Raw genomic sequence first — 16,582 nt, 5'->3', positions numbered from 1 at the left:
TCGCATCCCTTGTGCGCCAGGAGCGAACGTTCCAGACGGCAGCTGGGAAGCATGGCAAGGTGACGCGGCTCTAAGCATTCCTGGAGTTAAATCAGCAGGGCCCGCTTCGGGTGATCCGCGATACGTGCCAACTATCCGCACTCCCCTTGCCGTCGGCATCGATGGTTTCGACCAGCATCTTGCACTGTCGATGCGCGGCAACGGTCGGCACGAAGCCGCTGCCTGGCACGATGATCGTGCTGGCTGGGCCATAGACGACGAACGTGCGTCCCGAGCTCGTCGGATACATGTTGGAGGGCGTCAGGCTGGTGCGCCGCGTGAAATCGGCCATCGATCCGCCGACGAGCGTTGGAACTCTGCGTCGCGCTCGGCTTCGAGCTCGGCCGTGGTGCGACAGGCACATAACAGGAGCGCGAGTCCGCACACAGCCAGTCGCCTAAACGGGCGACGGTCAACACGACTATGTGGCACGTCTGTGTGGCTCGGCGCCGCGATCAAGCCTAAGTGCTTGATTTTGATGGCGCTCCCATGGGAAGCGACTGTATCGGGCAAAAACAAGCACTTAAGCCTAGGTTTGGGGCTAAGTACCCCCATTGAAAAGCAACAGCTTTTAACGGCGCGCCCCAAACTCCTCAGGGCTTGAGCGCGCCTCCATGGCTGATCCGCACTCCAAAGTCGCCGAAATGGTGGAGGACGCCTTCGCCGCCGCTAACGCGCACGACGAGTTCTCCGCCGAGAGCCTGCGCGCCATCATGCGGCGGGCTGAGCATGGTCCGAAGGATTTCCCGCCGCAAGTTCTGGATGATGGGCAATCTCTCCGAAGGCCGATCACTGCAACGCCATTCGTGTGGCAGCGTCCGAGTTCTATCCCGCCGCGGGAGTTCCTGTATGGCCGGCACTATGTGCGGAAATACCTCTCCGCGACCATCGCGCCCGGTGGTGTAGGAAAATCGGCACTTGGGTTGACGGAAGCCCTGGCCATGGTGAGCGGCAGATCGCTGCTCGGTATCGAGCCGCCAAAGCCTCTAACCGTCTGGTATTGGAACGGCGAAGATCCTCGCGACGAGATCGAGCGCCGCATCGCTGCAGCCTGCTTACACTACCTCATCGACCCGGCATGTCTCGACGGCCGGCTCTTCATCGACACTGGCCGCCAGACCGAGATCAGCATCGCTCGCGCAAGCCCTCGAGGAATCATCCTGCGCGATGACGTCCAGCGAGACCTGGTCGAGACCATCCGTGAAAACGGCATCGACGTGGTCATCATCGATCCGTTCGTGTCGAGCCACGAGGTTTCCGAGAACGACAACGGTCAGATCGCCGCCGTGTGCAAACGATGGGCGCAGATCGCAGACGAGACTGGCTGCGCCGTCGAGTTCGTCCATCACGCCCGCAAGCTCGCCGTTGGCGGCAACGGCGACGTAACGGCTGACGACGCGCGCGGAGCGAGCGCCCTGCTGGCCGCGGTGCGGTCGGCTCGGACACTCAACCAGATGTCGAAGGCTGACGCCGAGAAAGCGAAGGTCGATCAGGCTCGATCCCATGTCCGCATAGACGATGTGAAGGCAAACCTCGCGCCGCCGGCGGAAGGCGCGCGCTGGCTGCGGCTCATCTCGATACACCTCGGGAACGCCACAACGGATGTCCCCGGTGACGATGTGGGCGTCGTCACCGCCTGGAAGTGGCCGGACCCGAATGAGGAGGTCACGGTCGAGGACGTTCGCGCGGCACTCAGACGGGTCGCTGAGGGCGAATGGCGCCATGATCAGCAGGCGAAGAACTGGGTCGGCCAGGCGATGGCTGAGGCTCTTGGCTTGGACATTGAAGAGGCTTCCGTCCGCATCGCGATGAAGCTGCTCGTCAAGAAATGGATAGCCGAGGGCTGGCTCAAAATAGTCAAGCGCCAAGACGCGAAGCGCATGACGAGGGAGTTTGTCGTCCCCGGAGAGAGCCCATGACGAAGCTTATTTGCCACACCCTTCAAGGCGTGGCGCGGCAAGGTGTGGCGCCGGGGCAAACCGAACTTGCCCCACCTCCCTATAGGCCCCCCTTTAGGGGGGCCGTAAGGGTGGGGCGGGAGCGGTCGGAAGGTGTGGCAGCCGCGGCAGGTGCCGAGGTGAGACTGCGGCCGGTCGGGATGGGCCTCGCGGGTCCTTCCGAAGGCACCCTACCCCGCGACGAGAGATCGGCGCGGGCCTTTGCCAGTGAGACCGGTTGCCCGTGCGGGTTGACAGGGTTGCCAGCCTTGACAACCGGGCGACACGGAACGGCGTGTTCGGCTGAGAGCAGTCGTGTTCGGCGTGTTCGGTCAGCTCCCAGCCTGATCGGCTTGCGAAAGCTCGCGCCGATCTCTCGTCGTGGGGCCGGGTACCTCTGGAAGGACCCGCCCTCGCCTCTTCAACTTATCGACCCAGCTCCGGCCTACCTGGGCCGGATCAACCTCCCAAGGAGAAAGTGATGACAGAATCCACCCAATTGCCCCGCCGCGAGGATCTGCCGGATGGCAAGGTCAAGATCACCTTCGCTACGCCGATCATGCTGTTTGAAGAGGCGAAGCGGTCCGTGACATTGCGCCCGCCGACCGCTGGAGAGATCTGGGAGATCGGTGATCCGCGCAGCTACATCTACAACGCCGAGGGCCTGGGAACGCCCTATGTCGATCGCGCCCGGTTCAAGGGCTGGCTCAGCAAGCTGATGGTCGACCATGACGCCGACATAATCGGCTTCGCGGGAGATGCCGCGCTCGGCATGCTGATCGAGGATGTCGTCCTCGATTTTTTTCAGAACGCGCGGAGGCGGTCGAGCAACGCATCCGCGCCCTCGCTGCAGCAGGCATAGCGCCCTCGGAGATCGAGGCGATGAGCCTCCCCCGTCTCGCCCGCTGGGCCGAACTATACAGGTGATGGAAGCATGGTGACCCATACGCGCGTCGAGGCGACGATCAGTGCGCAAAATAAGCTGCGTCCGGGGCTCGCCTCGGCCGCACGCGATCTGGAGCGTTTTCGAGGCCAGCAGAGCAAGGCCATGGCGGCCCTCAACTCCGGCGCTGCCCGAGCGCTCGGGGCGCTGGGTGGCGGCTACGCTGTGATGGCGGGCGCTCGGCAGGCTCTGAAATCCGCAGTCTCGCTCGAGAGGGAAATGTACAACGTCCAGCGCGCCACCGACGCTAGCGGCGAAGCGCTGAAGGCGCAGGAGCAGTTCATCCTCGACCTGGCGCGAGCGACCGGAAAGACGAAGGAGGAGCTGGCGCAGCTCTATGCGGCGGCAGGCTTCGCCGGACGGCCTGTGCACGAGCTGCAGCAGTTCACCGACTATGCCAGCAAGGCGACAGTCGCCTGGGGCACGAACGCTCAGGAGACCGGCCAGGCGCTCGCCGAGATCGGCAACATCTATGAGGCCAACCAGCGCCGGATCGAGGCCATCGGCGATACGATCAATACGGTCGCGGATAGCTCGGCGTCATCGGAGAAGGACCTGATCGAGATCCTGCGTCGTGTCGGCGGCGCCGGCAAAGGGCTCGGCATCTCCGCCGAGAACATGCTCGCATTCGGTGCTGCCTTGAAAGAGGTTGGCGTCGGAACCGAAGTCGCCTCAACCGGCCTCAATGCCATGCTCACCAAGATCTCGGTCCCGGACGACAAGTTCGACGAGGCATTGAAGAAGGTCGGGCTACAGCCGAAGAAGTTTCGAGACAGCGTCGACAAGGATGCAACCGGGTCGATCATGAATTTGCTCAAGGCACTCTCCAAGCTCGACGGCACCAAGCGCATCTCCGTGCTGAAGGACATGTTCGGCATGGAATATGCCGACGACATCTCCCGCATGGTCGGCGGGCTCGACCGTATCGGAAAGCTGCTAGGCATCGCCAATGACAAGGCCAAGGCGCTCGGCTCGGTGCGCTCCGGCTTCGGCCTGGCTCTGCAGAAGGACTTCAACAGAATCGACCGAGCGACCCAGTCGATGGACGTGCTTGCCGTTCGCGTCGGCAAGAACTTGAAGGAGATCGGCGGCGGCTTCGCCGAGATGGTCAACCAGGCCGTCGATCGCAGCGAGGAAGCGTCGCGCCGGCTCCAGCGGCTGCGCGACATCGATACCGACGCCGATGAGCGTGCCGGCAAGGTCGCGCCCCCGCCACCACCGCCGGAGGATAGGCGGGCGAAGGATCAGCAGACGCTCGCGGAAATCAACTCGGGCAAATATGACGAATCGACCCTGCCTTATGTGGTCGCGCATGCCGAGAATCCGGAGGTCAGGCGAGCTGCCGAAGACGAATATCGGCGCCAGCGCTACCGTGCCGTCGACGAGAAGGACGCCGCTGACGAATCTCGCGCCTGGGGCAACTTTCATCGCATGTCAGCGGGCGACGCTTTCGCCAGCAAGGTCATCCCGGCACGAGACCGCCCCGAACTCGCTAAGCGAGCCCTGGACGAGGCCGAAGCCATCCGCCTGCGCCGGATGACCCGCCAGTTCGAGGACATGCGCGTCAGGTCAGTAGCAGGCAAGGGCGCCCATGACGCGGCAGTCGGCCTGCAGAGCCAACAGCGGCTTGGCAGTTTCGGCTCGGTGCCGGTCACGCTCGGCACGGGCAAGGGGGCCAAGACTTATCAGGCACCGATCGTCGATGCGCCAGGGTTCAGGAATGACACTGCAAAGATCCCGCAAAACCCGCAGGGAAATGCGGTGTCGAACAGCCTTTTCAGCGGTGAAGGCATCGCCGCGCAGAGCATAGATCCGCGCCTGACCAAGACGGACGCCCCTGGGATCGGCGCGATCACGTCGAAGATCGAAACCGCCAAGCAGAGCGCCGCCTCGCTCGGGTCAGTTGGCTCTAGCGTCGGCGCTCAGTTCGTCTCCGGGCTTAATGCCGAGCTCGATCGCGGCATCGCCGAAGCCGCCGGCAAAATCGAAAAGCTGAAGGCGATGCTGAATTTCACCGCTTCGCCGACCGTGCAGCTCAATGTGCAAGGCGCCGGCGGTCTAGGTGGATTCAACACCGGGAAGGGCATGCAGGAGGTCAGATGAGCATACGCGGCCGAATTCAATCCAGATCGAACGCAATTAGGCCGCGTAGCATAAGAACCGGCCTAGTTGGCGCTTCTGCTTCGTCGCTTATTATTTTCCAGGATTTTTCAACTTCTTCGGGGTCGATCAAGCCGACTTGAAAAGCATTGCCAATAACTGCGCCCTTAATCTCGTCTTTAAAACCCGAAAATTTTGCAAGAGGATATTGTCCAAAATAAAGTTTCTTGGAAACTAACAGATTGGCGAAAACGTTAAATGGAACCCTCATGCCGTAGCCGTTATCTGTATGAATTTCCGCCTTATTGAAAACTGGAATTCTTTCATACTCACCAGGCTCAATTGGAAAATCTCCAGCGTTCCACTTTCGGAGCGCTGTATCAGCAATCAGGCCCAACTCTTTACCATCTTCGTCGAAGCAAACTGCTGTATGAAAGAAATCTTGTGGTAAGGAAAAGGGATAAGGATGAGAAAATTCAAAGCGAAAAGCTATTGCAGCACTTCTGTAATCGCAAATAGCCGGAACCTTAACACGAGCTGTCCACTTGTGAACATCAGTATCTATCGGACTGTATAGATCCATCTGATACTTTTGCGCTGACTTTTTTGCTGCGGCGGTAAAACCTGATGGACAGACTAGAACGCCACGCTGAGCACCAACATCTTCAACAAGACCACGGAATTCCTCAACCCCTTTTACATCAACAGGGTGCTTATAGTCCTTACAATCAATGACAATACGGATTTCATACTGGCCAATCCTTTGACTTACCAGTACATCAATTTGCCGATTGGTCTCTGAGATGCGCCCAGGCAGTTTCACATTATGCTCAATTTTGGCATCAGGCGCTAATTGCTGCTGGATCCTTGCGACCAGTATCTCCAGCTCCTTAAAGTCGGCCATCACCACCCCTTTATCAGGCGCAGTCCCGCGCCATCGCTGATTTTTGTGATGAACTCAATCCGGCCGCTTCGATGACCGCTTGTCGGCGCTGATGACCGTCCTCGCTCAGGGTTATTCCTCGCCAGAGCTCGCCATGTCATCGCGCAGCAGCTTCGCTAGATCTCTCGTCTCATGGTCCCGCCGCGGCGCCTTAAGCTGCCGGACAATTGCTTCAAGTCGAGCAAGAACCTCATCAATGCTACTTGAGCTGCCAATGTCAGTATAAAATTCCTTGTTCGAAATGTACTCGATAGGATCACCCGGCTTCCAAGGCTCCAATGTGTCCAACAGCCGCGCGACTATTTCGGCGTTCATGCTCCGCTTGTTTACGTCCGCTGCAAGCTTCAGCATGTCCCGCACGCCATCCGGTAGGCGGACGACGACCTTTTCGAGAAGGCGGCTCGGAAATTCATCACTCATGCCGCCACCATATAGGCCAGTGGCCATAAATAAATGCTGGCCACTGGCCTGCATAGCTTGACATGGTGCTGGCCAGTGGTCACTATAGGCCAATGGCCAGCATGGAGCCCCCGATGGCGCAGAATAGCCCTAGCCGCTTCTCCGACAAGTTCATGGTCCGCCTTCCAGAAGGAATGCGCGAGCAACTCGCAGCGTCTGCGCGGGCCAACCGCCGTTCGATGAACGCCGAGCTTGTCGTGCACCTTGAAGCCGCCCTCACGCGCCAGGCCGACCAGCAGCGTCTGGCCGCGACCGTCGCCGTTGTCGCCAGCAGCGCCGCCGCCGGCGAACAGGATCTCATCGACGCGCTACGGTGCGCCGGCGAAGCCGCCCTCACGCGCCAGGACGCCACGGTCGCGCCGGCTCAAACAGACCACGCCCCCCGCAGCTAATCCCTGCTCCAATTCGGAGAACGTCAATGCCCAGCGCACGCGTTGCGGCAGCCGCTACCGGCTTGCCCGAAGAGATCGCCGCCGATTTCCACCTCTCGATTGGGCGCGACATCGCGCGGATAAATGCTGCGATGGCGACTGCCGAGGCGCAAGAGGCGGCCATGGAAGCGATCAGGCATCCGGGCCAGCACCACTTGGTCGCTGAGCGAGAGCACCTCGAGGATCGTGAGGTCACGCTGATCAGAGCACTCGCGGCTTCGCGCGCCTCATCGCTGGCTGGCGCAACGGTGCAGATCGCCGCTGCGGCCAGAATTTTCGGATGGATCGCCGTCGATCTCGACCACCATCCTGAGGAGGAGCGTGCGGTCAGGCGCCTCTTGGCGTCCGCCCTGCGCGTTATGACTGATGCATCGGGCCTCGATCCGGTCGGTGATGGGATCGTCAACCTCGCCAGTCCGACCAGCGACCCGTGGCGCGATGTCTATGAGCGCATTGCAGAGATATTCCCGTTCAGCACAGCGGCAGACGGGTGAGGAGATTGCCATGGAAATCGCAACTTCTCTCAGCCGTCGCACCTGCTTGACAGCCCTCGCCGTCGCTCTCGCGTCGCCCCCCGCTACGATACCGAGCATGACCCCGCTCGACGAGCTCATCGCGGATTGGCTGATGGCGAACGAGGAAGCTGAGGCCTTAAACGCTGAGGCCGATCGCATCCTCGCCGCCGCCGATCTGCCGACGGTCGAGGTTCAGGTCCGGTCCCGTCGCTTCTCCTATCCTGATCAAATTCGCGACAGCTTCGATCCGTTGATTGCCGCCTGGGAGAATGACCGGCTTGGACCGGAGTTTGCCCCACCGCTTAGGCGCCAGCGCGATGATCTGATCGCAGAGCTACAGCGGCAAGAAACTGCGCGGCGCGATGCTGAACGAGCCTGCGGCCTAACAAGCGCGGAAGCGCTCGCAGACAACGCGTCCGCTCGCGCGCGTGCCATCTGCCGAGAGATCTTCGCCTGGCGGCCGACTTCGATGGAAGAGGTAGCAACGAAGAATGCATGGCTGCTCCGGCAGGTCCGCGATGGCATTAACCTGCAGGGTGATTTGGAGCTCATTCTGGGCGGCGTCAGTTCATCGGCAATGGAAGCAAAAAAAGGAGTCAATGAGACACCCTCTTCTTGACACCGCCATCCGATCATGCGAGGGTGTATTCATGACACCCTCACTCTAACCCCTACCGGAGTTTCCTTTGATGCGGCGCGCCGAATTCCTCAGACTGACCGGCCTCACGGTCGACAACCTCAAGAACTTCGTCCGCCGGGATTGCATTCCGTTCGCGGACGGCAACAACGACGAGACGACCTCGTATGATTACAGGCAGGCCTTCGCGACGCGCCTTGCGATCCGGCTCGGCGAGTATCTCGATCTCAAACAGGCGAAAGAGGTCGTCGAAAACTATCTCGACGTCTTCGTCGCCAAGTTTGGCACCGATCTGCTCGAAGGAAAGCAGATCTTCTTCGGGTACGGTCACCATTTCGGCTCGCCCGCCGATGGCAAGCCCTTTTCCGCCGACGTCGGTCTGGTGGCCGGACCGATCGGTAGCCTGACCGAATCCATCATTATCGATGATACGGAAGGACGCTTCGCCGAGTTCTCACTGGTTGCCCTCGGAACTCGCAAGCCGAGGCTGACTGGAGTGGCCTTGATCGATGCCGGCGCTGAGCTGGCAGAATTCCGCCGGAATGGCACCGACCATTCTATCATGACGAATTGGATGAATTCGGTCGAGGCGTCTGCCCAATGAGCTACGCCGCGGCGCCGTCAAGCTTCAAAGCCCCCCTCGCCACCCTCCGTGAGCATCTCGACTTCGAGTGCACCGAGGTCGACGCGCATGGGCGTTACGTCCTCGATTTCGAAGCCATGGCCGAGATCGTCGATGCGATCGACGAGATCGAGAAATCGCTCGGCGAAGATGAGGCGGAGGGCAGCGATCCATGACCATCGTCATGTTCCCGAAGAACCCGTCAGGGCCGCGCGGTGGCGATACCTTCGTCGTGGCCTTGCCGCAGATCAGCGCGCAGGGCGAGCCCAAGCTTTTTCGCAGACCTGACCTTCAGACGGAGAAACTCATCGAGGCAGAGGTGAAAGCGGTCATGGACAGCATCGCGACTGCCAACGGTCATGTCGCGCGCCTGGTCGAGCTTCTGACGCCCTATCGCTTGGACGGTCAGCAATGAAGCCCCTCCGCTTGCGCCAGGCCGCCGAAATCCTGACCCGCCTCAAGGCTCCAGATCCCCGCGCTCTGGCCGTACCGACGAGCTACGATCCGTCGGCGCGGACCATCGAGGCGGTGGTCGCCACCGACACCCCGATTGGCCGCTACGGCGTCAATGAGGCGCTGGTCATGTCGTCCGACGCCGCCGACCTCAGCCGAGCGGCCGAGGGGCGCATGGCATTCCTGTTCAACCACGACCCCAACCGCCCGATTGGGACCGTGGCTCGCGTTGCAATGAAAAACGGGCAGCTCGTCGCTCTGCTGCGCTTCGCGGACACCCCCGAGGGCCGCAAGGCCGAGGGCCAGGTCGCGCGCGGCGAGCTTTCGCAATTCTCGATCGGCTTCAGCGTCCGCGCCTGGAGCCCCCCTCAGTCCACCTCCCGCACCGAAACGGTCCGCGCCATCGACTGGGAACTGTACGAGGTCTCGCTCGTGCCTATCCCCGCCGACAAGGCCGCGGTCGTCCGCTCCTCGAAAGGAAACAGCATGGATCCCGAAGACGAAATCCTCACTGCCGATCCGCCGGCGCCGGCTCCGCATAATCCGCCGAACGCAGCAGCTCGCGCTGCAGAGCGTGCGGAGCGTTCGCGCATCAGCACGATCACCGATATCGCTCGCCGGGCCAACTTTGACCAGGCGCGTATCGATGAGGCTGTCGAGAGTGGCTTGTCCGTGCAGGCGTTTCGCGCGCAGGCCTTCGACACGCTGGTCGCGCGACAGACTCCTGCGAGCCATATCCGCGTCGAGCGCGACGAGAGTGAGGCTCGGAACGTCGACATGTCGCAGGAACTGATGCGGCGCATGGCTGGGGAGAGCGCACCACGCAACGCCTCTTCACAGCGCTATTTCGATATGCCGCTGATCGAGATGGCGGCGGAAGCGATCGGCCATCGCGGCCGCATCCCCTCAACCGAGGCGCAGCGCGAGCAGATCCTCAAGCGCGCCTTCCATGCCACCAGCGACTTCCCGAACATGCTGGAGAACGCGAAGAACGGCCAGCTCGCCGCCCGATATCAGGCCGCGCTGCCGACCTATCGTCAGCTTTGCTGGCGCCGCGACCTCCCCGACTTCCGTCCCGCCCCGCTCTATCGTGCCGGCGATTTTCCGGCGCTGGAGTCCGTCAATCCCGAGGGTGGCGAGATCAAGTTCGGTACGTTCTCCGACAGTGGTCGCGAGGTCCTGGCGGTGCTGTCGCTGGCCAAGGGCATCGCCTTCTCTCGCAAGCTGTTGGTGAATGACCAGTGGCGCGTCATCGATGACGTGTTGAGCAATTACGCGACGAGCGTGACGGCTCTCGAGGAGCAGATTTTCTGGAAGCTCGTCACCTCGGCGGCCGGCGCCGGACCGACCCTTCTGTCGACCACGCGTCCGATCTTCAACGCCACCGACGGCAGTATGGCCGCCGCTGCCGCAGCGATCACGACCGCCAGCGTCGGCGCGGGCCGGGCGGCCATGCGCAAGCACAAGTCGATCGACGGCCTCTATGTTCGTTCGGAGCCGAAGTTCCTCGTTGTCGGGCCGGACAAGGAGACGGAGGCCGACACGCTGCTTGCCGCGATCTCCCCGACCGAGATGAGCAACGTCAATCCGTTCGCCGGGAAGCTCGAAAAGGTGGTGACCCCCGAGATTTCCGGTAACCCGTGGTACCTCTTCGCGGATCCGGCGAACGTCCCGGCCTTCGCCTACAGCCTGCTGGAGGGCTTCCCCGCCCCGCGCCTGTCCTTCAAGGATCCCTTCACCTCGCAGGGCCTCTTGGCGAAGGTCGAGCACGACGTGGGCTTCACCGCGATCGATTTCCGCGGCGCCTATCGTAATCCCGGTCAGTGACCGGGCTGGCGGGCGCTGAAGGACGCCCGTCACTACCCGCCCCCTGCTGTCGCTTCGGCCCTTCATCACAGCAGGGGGCGGTCTCTCCTTTTCCCGCGAGATGGACATGGCACGAGAATCCGCCCTTCCGACAAGCTGCCCGCCTCGACTGCTGCCGCTCCCGGCCGCGGCTGAGTACGTCAGCGTGTCGCCGGGCAAGTTCTCAGATCTCGTGCGGAAGGGTCTGATGCCGCAGCCCAAGCGGATCGACCGGCGGGTTGCATGGGACCGTATCGCGCTCGACCGGGCGATCGACGCCCTTCCGGGTGGCGATAGTGCCGATGATGAAAGCTGGGCCGACATCGATGCCGCGTAAAGAGCAACCTCGCTACATCGATAGCTTCCCCGACCGTTTCGGGAAAATGCGGTACTATTTCCGACGCGGAAAAGGTCCGCGGATCACATTGCCTGGAGCACCGGGTTCGCTAGAATTCGAGGAAGCGTATGCGGCTGCCCTCGCCGGTTCGACCACCGAGAAGCGCGAGGCCGCGAAAGGCGTCGTGSCGCGATCGATCGCGGCGCTGGTCAATTCCTACCGTGCCAGCAGCGACTTCAAGAAGCTGCGCCCGACTTCTCGCACCGGCTATCAGGGTCGGCTCAAAGTGCTCGAGGAAAAGCACGGGCATCGCAGCGTGAGCGGGCTCGATCCTATTCGGATCGAGAAGATGATCCTGCTGCCCTATGCCGACCGGCCGGGCGCGGCTCACGTCATGCTCAAGATGCTGCGCATCCTGATACGCCACGCCATTCACCTGCGCTGGATTGATCGCGATCCGTCGATAGGCCTCAAGCGAGCGACCATCGGCCATATCCGTTCATGGACAGAAGCCGAGATCTCTCAGTTTGAGGAGAAATGGAACATAGGAACGAAGCAGCGGCTGGCTTTCGCGCTCTTCCTCTACACCGGCCAGCGGCGGTCTGACATCCACCGGATGACTTGGCGGGACGTGACTGGCCGCGGCATTGCGATCAAGCAGCAGAAGACCGGGGCGGAATTGCTAGTACCGGTTCACTCCAGGCTGCAGCTTGTACTCGACAAGGCGCGCGAGGACCGAGGCAATCTGATGATGCTGACGACAGCCTACGGCGAGATGTTCACCGTGGACGGCTTCAGCCAGTGGATGCGGGACGCAATCCGCGACGCAGGGCTGCCGCTATCCTGCCAGCCTCACGGCTTGCGCAAAGCCGCTGGCCGGCGCCTTGCGGAGGCTGGGTGCAGTGCTCACGAGATCATGTCGATCCTCGGCCACCGCTCGCTCGCGGAAGCCGAGCGTTACACCAAAGAGGCTGACCAGAAGCGTCTAGCTGCCGCCGCTATCAGCAGGCTGGAGGGGCAGACGGAGAACAAGCAGCCCAAACCCAAACGCGCGAATCTCCCCAAACCGGCGAAATCGCCGAAAATCAGGGATAAAAATCAATGAGTTACGGAGATTGCAAAAGCCGGATGGCGCTCCCATGGGGAATCGAACCCCAGTTTTCGCCGTGAGAGGGCGACGTCCTGACCGCTAGACGATGGGAGCAGCGCGGCAAGGCCGTCCGTATAATCGGCACTGGCCCGCGCTGCAAGCCCTTCCGTGCAGCCGAAGGCGAAAAACCTGCGGGCAGGATGAAGCACCGCCCGCAGGAGCTTTTCCGTCTCGCCTCAACCGGCGGCGTGCGAACGCTCTTCCTGCGCCAGCGCCGGATAATCGGTGTAGCCCTTGGCATCGCCACCATAGAAGGTCGCGACATCCGGCGTGTTGAGCGGGGCGTCCAGCTTCAGCCGCTCCGGCAGGTCGGGATTGGCGATGAAGAGCCGGCCGAAGGCGATCAGGTCCGCTTCGCCCTTCTCCACCGTCTCGATCGCGAGTTCGCGGGTGAAGCCGTTATTGGCGATGTAGGCGCCGCGGAAGGCCTTGCGCAGGCCCTGATAGTCGAAGGGCAGGTAGTCGCGCGCATCGCGCGTCGCCCCCTCGACGACATGGATGAAGGCGATGCCGCGCTTGTCGAGTTCGCCGACGAGATGGCCGAACAGCGCCTGCGGGTCGGAATCGCGAGAATCATTGGCCGGGCTCACCGGCGAGATGCGGATGCCGATGCGCTCCTTCGGGAACACCTTGCTCACCGCATCGACCACCTCCAGCGTCAGCCGGACGCGGTTCTCGATCGAGCCGCCATAGGCATCCTCACGCTGGTTCGAGCCGTCGCGCAGGAACTGGTCGAGCAGGTAGCCATGGGCGCCGTGCAGCTCGATGCCATCGAAACCGGCCGCCTTGGCGTTCTCAGCCGCCCTGACGAAATCGGCGACGATGCCGGGGATTTCATCGAGCCCGAGCGCACGCGGCTCGGACACCTCGGCGAAGCCGCTCTCGATATAGGTCTTGGTCTTGGCCAGCACCGCCGAGGGCGCGACCGGCGCCTGGTTGCCTGGCTGCAGCGAGACATGGCTGACGCGCCCGACATGCCAGAGCTGTGCGATGATCCGCCCGCCTGCCTCGTGCACGGCATCGGTCACCGCCTTCCAGCCGGCGACCTGCGCGTCCTGGTAGATGCCCGGCGTCCAGATATAGCCCTGGCCCTGCTGCGAGATCTGCGTCGCCTCGGTGATGATCAGCCCGGCGCCGGCGCGCTGGCGGTAATACTCGACATTGAGCGCGTTCGGCGCATCATCGTGCTTGTTGGCGCGGTTGCGGGTCAAAGGCGCCATCACGACGCGGTTCTTCAACTCGAGATCGCCGAGGCGGAACGGCGTGAACAGCTTGGCGGGGGAGGCATGACTCATCGTGGCGATCCTTGTCGCGAAGCGGCGCTAAGGCCGAGGGAGGCATCCATGGCGCCGGTCGCCGTCAGGCGGGCCGGAGCCGTCGCAAGGAAGATAGGCCAGATGGCAGGGATTGGCAGGGGTTGCCTCGCCCCGCTCACGAGAAAGCGAAGATGCTCTCTTCGCGGCAGCCGCTGCGCATGAGCCTTTCCGAAAATCCCGAAGCGACGGGAAAAACCCTCTCCACGCGCTGGCTGCAGCGCGGAGGCGGCTGGCTGCGGACGGGCGTCAGCAGCGCCGTCGGCCTGGTCTACCCGCCTTCATGCGTCGGCTGCCGGGCTGCCACGAGCGAGGCGCAGGGCCTCTGTGCCCAGTGCTGGGCCGGGCTCGGCCTGATCGAGCGGCCCTATTGTGAGCGGCTCGGTACGCCGTTCGAGATCGATCTCGGCCCCGGGCTGGTCTCGCCGGCGGCGATCGCCGACCCGCCCGTCTTCGAAAGGGCGCGCGCCGCCTGCCGCTTCGACGGCACGGCGCGGGAGCTGGTGCACCGGCTGAAATATGGCGATCGCACCGAGCTGTCCCTGATGCTCGGGCGGATGATGGCTCAGGCCGGCCGCGAGCTGATCGTCGATGCCGATCTCATCGTGCCGGTGCCACTGCACCGCTTCCGCCTGTGGACGCGGCGCTTCAACCAGGCGGCGGCGCTGGCGGCGGCGATCGCCCGTCAATCGGGACGCCCTTGCGCGCCGCGGGCGCTCGCCCGCGTCAAGCGCACAAGGCAGCAGGTCGGACTGACCAAGGCGCAGCGCGCCGACAACCTGCAGGGCGCCTTCAAGGTCCTGCCAGCCATGCGCCCCCTGGTCGAGGGAAGGCGCATCCTGCTCGTCGACGACGTGCTGACCACCGGCTCGACCGTCAACGCCGCTTCGCGCGCCTTGCTGCGCGGCGGGGCGAGCGCGGTCGACGTGCTGACCTTCGCCCGGGTCGTGACGGAAGCGTGACAGCTCCCTATATTACGAAGCGAACTCGTCTTTCAGGATAGGCTGATGCCGCAGGTCACGATCTACACCACGGGCTGGTGCCCCTATTGCCATGCAGCCAAGGCGCTGCTGACCAAGAAGGGCGTCGCCTTCGAGGAGGTCGGCGTCGACGGCAAGCCGGAGCTGCGCCAGGAGATGACGGCGAAAGCCGGCGGGCGTACCTCGGTGCCGCAGATCTTCATCGGCGGGCGCCATGTCGGCGGCTCGGATGATCTGCACGCGCTCGACGCCCGCGGCGAGCTCGACCCGCTGCTGAAGGCGGCATGACCGGAGAACGCATATGACCGCGCCACGCTTCACCGCCGCCTGCGTCCAGATGCGTTCGACACGCGACCCGCTGCGCAATCGCGACGACGCCGTGCGCCTGATCCGCGAGGCTGCGGCGGGCGGCGCGGACTTCGTCCAGACGCCAGAGGTCACCAATCTCTGCGAGCGCGACACCAAGATCCTGCGCGAGACCAGCCAGAGCGAGGATCAGCACGACGTGCTGGCCGGGCTGCGTGAGGCTGCCCGCGAGGCCAAGATCTGGCTGCAGATCGGCTCGCTCTCGGTCAGGGCCGGCGAGAAGATCGCCAACCGCGCCTATATGATCGATGCCACCGGCGAGATCGCCGCGCGCTACGACAAGATCCATCTCTTCGACGTCGACCTGCCCAATGGCGAGACCTGGCGCGAATCCAACACCTTCTCCGGCGGCGACCGGGCGAGCCTGGTCGAGACGCCCTGGGGGCCGATCGGCATGTCGATCTGCTACGATATCCGCTTCCCTTATCTCTACCGTGCAGAGGCCGAGGCCGGCGCCTTCATGCTGACCGCGCCTGCCTGCTTCACCCGCCAGACCGGCGAGGCGCATTGGCAGGTGCTGCAGCGGGCCCGCGCCATCGAGAACGGCGCCTTCATGGTCTCGGCGGCGCAGGGCGGCCTGCACGAGGATGGCCGCGAGAGCTATGGCCATTCGATCATCGTCGATCCCTGGGGTCGTGTCCTGGCCGAGGCCGGCAACGAGCCTGGGTTGATCATGGCCGAGATCGATCTTGCTCTGGTCGCTGACGCCCGCCAGCGCATCCCGACCCTGCGCCACACCCGCTCCTTCGCGGTCGAGACCCGCAAGAGCGAAGCGCCGCGGCTCGATGCGGCCGAATGAGCGTGAAACTTGTCGCGGAACGGCCGCGCCCCTATCTGCTGCCGTCACCGCCGGCCTTGAGTTGAAATGATCCGTTACACCCTGATCTGCGACAACGCCCACGAGTTCGAGAGCTGGTTCGCGAGTTCCGCCAGCTTCGACGAGCAGGCGAAGCGCGGCTTCGTCACCTGCCCGGTCTGCGACAGCGCCAAAGTAGAGCGCGCCGTGATGGCGCCCGCCGTGGCCCGGACGGATCGCGGCCCACGCCCGGCAGAGGCTGCACCGGCGGCCACCGCGCCCTCGTCCGCCCCCGCTCCTTCCCCCGTTCCCGCGACCCAGCCCGCTGCGCTGATCGGTGAAAAGGAGATGGCGTTTCGCGCCATGCTGACGGCACTGCACGAGCATGTCGCCGCCAACGCCGAGCCCGTCGGCAAGAATTTCGCCGAGGAGGCGCTGAAGATCCATCATGGCGAGAGCGAGAGCCGCGCCATCTATGGCGAGGCCAGCGCCGAAGACGCCCAGATGCTGCACGAGGAAGGCGTCGAGTTCCTGCCGCTGCCGCGCCTGCCGGAGGGGCGGAATTAGCACCCTGCTACATTCCTAAGATCGGGTCATCCCGGGCGACCGCAGGGAGACCCGGGATCCATTCCGGAACATATCCGATGAAGGTTCCGGCATGGATCCCGGATCGGCGCCGCTACGCGGCTTGTCCGGGATGACAGGGAATTTTGTCG

20 protein-coding genes and 1 tRNA gene are annotated in these 16,582 nt (G+C 63.3%); 16 read left to right on the top strand and 5 right to left on the bottom strand.

Annotation, left to right across the window (positions count from 1 at the left end; genetic code table 11):
* Positions 1–91 precede the first annotated feature (91 nt).
* Complete coding sequence (locus AC1DS0_RS04680) at positions 92–331, bottom strand: hypothetical protein (RefSeq protein ID WP_476813219.1); 240 nt, start codon at positions 329–331, stop codon at positions 92–94.
* A gap of 322 nt (positions 332–653) precedes the next feature.
* Here AC1DS0_RS04680 and AC1DS0_RS04675 point away from each other — a divergent pair, with 322 nt between their 5' ends.
* From AC1DS0_RS04675 to AC1DS0_RS04665, 3 genes are all read left to right on the top strand, one after another.
* A complete protein-coding gene (locus AC1DS0_RS04675) occupies positions 654–1,958 on the top strand; it encodes an AAA family ATPase (protein ID WP_476813218.1) in 1,305 nt (434 codons plus the stop codon).
* A gap of 499 nt (positions 1,959–2,457) precedes the next feature.
* The gene (locus AC1DS0_RS04670) at positions 2,458–2,838 is read left to right on the top strand and encodes a hypothetical protein (protein ID WP_476813217.1); all 381 of its coding nucleotides are present in this window, start codon (positions 2,458–2,460) and stop codon (positions 2,836–2,838) included.
* Between the two features lie 72 nt (positions 2,839–2,910).
* Entirely contained in the window at positions 2,911–5,022 is a 2,112-nt protein-coding gene (locus AC1DS0_RS04665; protein ID WP_476813216.1) for a phage tail tape measure protein, read from the top strand.
* Between the two features lie 16 nt (positions 5,023–5,038).
* On the opposite strand, the gene AC1DS0_RS04660 is transcribed toward AC1DS0_RS04665, so the two are convergent.
* The gene (locus tag AC1DS0_RS04660) at positions 5,039–5,923 is read right to left on the bottom strand and encodes a restriction endonuclease (protein ID WP_476813547.1); all 885 of its coding nucleotides are present in this window, start codon (positions 5,921–5,923) and stop codon (positions 5,039–5,041) included.
* A 111-nt stretch (positions 5,924–6,034) separates the two neighbouring features.
* Positions 6,035–6,382 (bottom strand): Arc family DNA-binding protein, encoded by a 348-nt coding sequence (locus AC1DS0_RS04655; protein ID WP_476813215.1) that lies wholly within the window; start codon positions 6,380–6,382, stop codon positions 6,035–6,037.
* A 113-nt stretch (positions 6,383–6,495) separates the two neighbouring features.
* Here AC1DS0_RS04655 and AC1DS0_RS04650 point away from each other — a divergent pair, with 113 nt between their 5' ends.
* The 9 genes from AC1DS0_RS04650 to AC1DS0_RS04610 all read left to right on the top strand — a co-directional run bounded on the left by AC1DS0_RS04650 (position 6,496) and on the right by AC1DS0_RS04610 (position 12,366).
* A complete protein-coding gene (locus AC1DS0_RS04650; protein WP_476813214.1) occupies positions 6,496–6,813 on the top strand; it encodes an Arc family DNA-binding protein in 318 nt (105 codons plus the stop codon).
* A 62-nt stretch (positions 6,814–6,875) separates the two neighbouring features.
* Positions 6,876–7,346: a hypothetical protein gene (locus AC1DS0_RS04645; RefSeq protein ID WP_476813213.1), complete on the top strand. Its 471-nt coding sequence runs from the start codon at positions 6,876–6,878 to the stop codon at positions 7,344–7,346.
* A 97-nt stretch (positions 7,347–7,443) separates the two neighbouring features.
* Positions 7,444–7,986 (top strand): hypothetical protein, encoded by a 543-nt coding sequence (locus AC1DS0_RS04640; protein ID WP_476813212.1) that lies wholly within the window; start codon positions 7,444–7,446, stop codon positions 7,984–7,986.
* A gap of 70 nt (positions 7,987–8,056) precedes the next feature.
* Entirely contained in the window at positions 8,057–8,608 is a 552-nt protein-coding gene (locus AC1DS0_RS04635; RefSeq protein WP_476813211.1) for a hypothetical protein, read from the top strand.
* Positions 8,605–8,802 carry a hypothetical protein gene (locus AC1DS0_RS04630; RefSeq protein WP_476813210.1) on the top strand — a complete coding sequence of 66 codons (198 nt, stop codon included), beginning with the start codon at positions 8,605–8,607 and terminating at the stop codon, positions 8,800–8,802. Before AC1DS0_RS04635 ends, AC1DS0_RS04630 begins: the two co-directional genes overlap by 4 nt.
* The gene (locus AC1DS0_RS04625) at positions 8,799–9,041 is read left to right on the top strand and encodes a hypothetical protein (protein ID WP_476813209.1); all 243 of its coding nucleotides are present in this window, start codon (positions 8,799–8,801) and stop codon (positions 9,039–9,041) included. The genes AC1DS0_RS04630 and AC1DS0_RS04625 overlap by 4 nt, the downstream gene beginning before the upstream one ends.
* An 11-nt stretch (positions 9,042–9,052) precedes the next feature.
* Positions 9,053–10,906, top strand: coding sequence for a phage major capsid protein (locus tag AC1DS0_RS04620; protein WP_476813208.1), 1,854 nt, complete (start codon positions 9,053–9,055; stop codon positions 10,904–10,906).
* 226 nt (positions 10,907–11,132) lie between these two features.
* Positions 11,133–11,261 carry a hypothetical protein gene (locus AC1DS0_RS04615; protein ID WP_476813207.1) on the top strand — a complete coding sequence of 43 codons (129 nt, stop codon included), beginning with the start codon at positions 11,133–11,135 and terminating at the stop codon, positions 11,259–11,261.
* Positions 11,227–12,366 carry a tyrosine-type recombinase/integrase gene (locus tag AC1DS0_RS04610; RefSeq protein ID WP_476813206.1) on the top strand — a complete coding sequence of 380 codons (1,140 nt, stop codon included), beginning with the start codon at positions 11,227–11,229 and terminating at the stop codon, positions 12,364–12,366. The genes AC1DS0_RS04615 and AC1DS0_RS04610 overlap by 35 nt, the downstream gene beginning before the upstream one ends.
* 24 nt (positions 12,367–12,390) lie before the next feature.
* Here the strand turns inward: AC1DS0_RS04610 and AC1DS0_RS04605 are convergent.
* Both AC1DS0_RS04605 and AC1DS0_RS04600 read right to left on the bottom strand, forming a co-directional pair.
* Positions 12,391–12,465 (bottom strand) — tRNA-Glu (locus AC1DS0_RS04605).
* A 122-nt stretch (positions 12,466–12,587) separates the two neighbouring features.
* Positions 12,588–13,706, bottom strand: coding sequence for an alkene reductase (locus tag AC1DS0_RS04600; RefSeq protein ID WP_476813205.1), 1,119 nt, complete (start codon positions 13,704–13,706; stop codon positions 12,588–12,590).
* A gap of 179 nt (positions 13,707–13,885) precedes the next feature.
* Between AC1DS0_RS04600 and AC1DS0_RS04595 the strand changes: the two genes are divergently transcribed.
* The 4 genes from AC1DS0_RS04595 to AC1DS0_RS04580 all read left to right on the top strand — a co-directional run bounded on the left by AC1DS0_RS04595 (position 13,886) and on the right by AC1DS0_RS04580 (position 16,433).
* Positions 13,886–14,686 (top strand): ComF family protein, encoded by an 801-nt coding sequence (locus AC1DS0_RS04595; protein ID WP_476813204.1) that lies wholly within the window; start codon positions 13,886–13,888, stop codon positions 14,684–14,686.
* A 45-nt stretch (positions 14,687–14,731) separates the two neighbouring features.
* A complete protein-coding gene (grxC, locus tag AC1DS0_RS04590) occupies positions 14,732–14,992 on the top strand; it encodes a glutaredoxin 3 (RefSeq protein WP_476813203.1) in 261 nt (86 codons plus the stop codon).
* A 13-nt stretch (positions 14,993–15,005) separates the two neighbouring features.
* A complete protein-coding gene (locus AC1DS0_RS04585) occupies positions 15,006–15,869 on the top strand; it encodes a carbon-nitrogen hydrolase family protein (RefSeq protein ID WP_476813202.1) in 864 nt (287 codons plus the stop codon).
* A 66-nt stretch (positions 15,870–15,935) separates the two neighbouring features.
* Positions 15,936–16,433, top strand: coding sequence for a DUF1178 family protein (locus AC1DS0_RS04580; RefSeq protein ID WP_476813201.1), 498 nt, complete (start codon positions 15,936–15,938; stop codon positions 16,431–16,433).
* The last annotated feature ends 149 nt before the right edge of the window (positions 16,434–16,582 follow it).

It is taken from the genome of Allobosea sp. P4_H5 (assembly GCF_056400825.1).
Note: the sequence above shows the minus strand (reverse complement) of the source record. Positions and strands in the feature narration are given on the sequence as shown.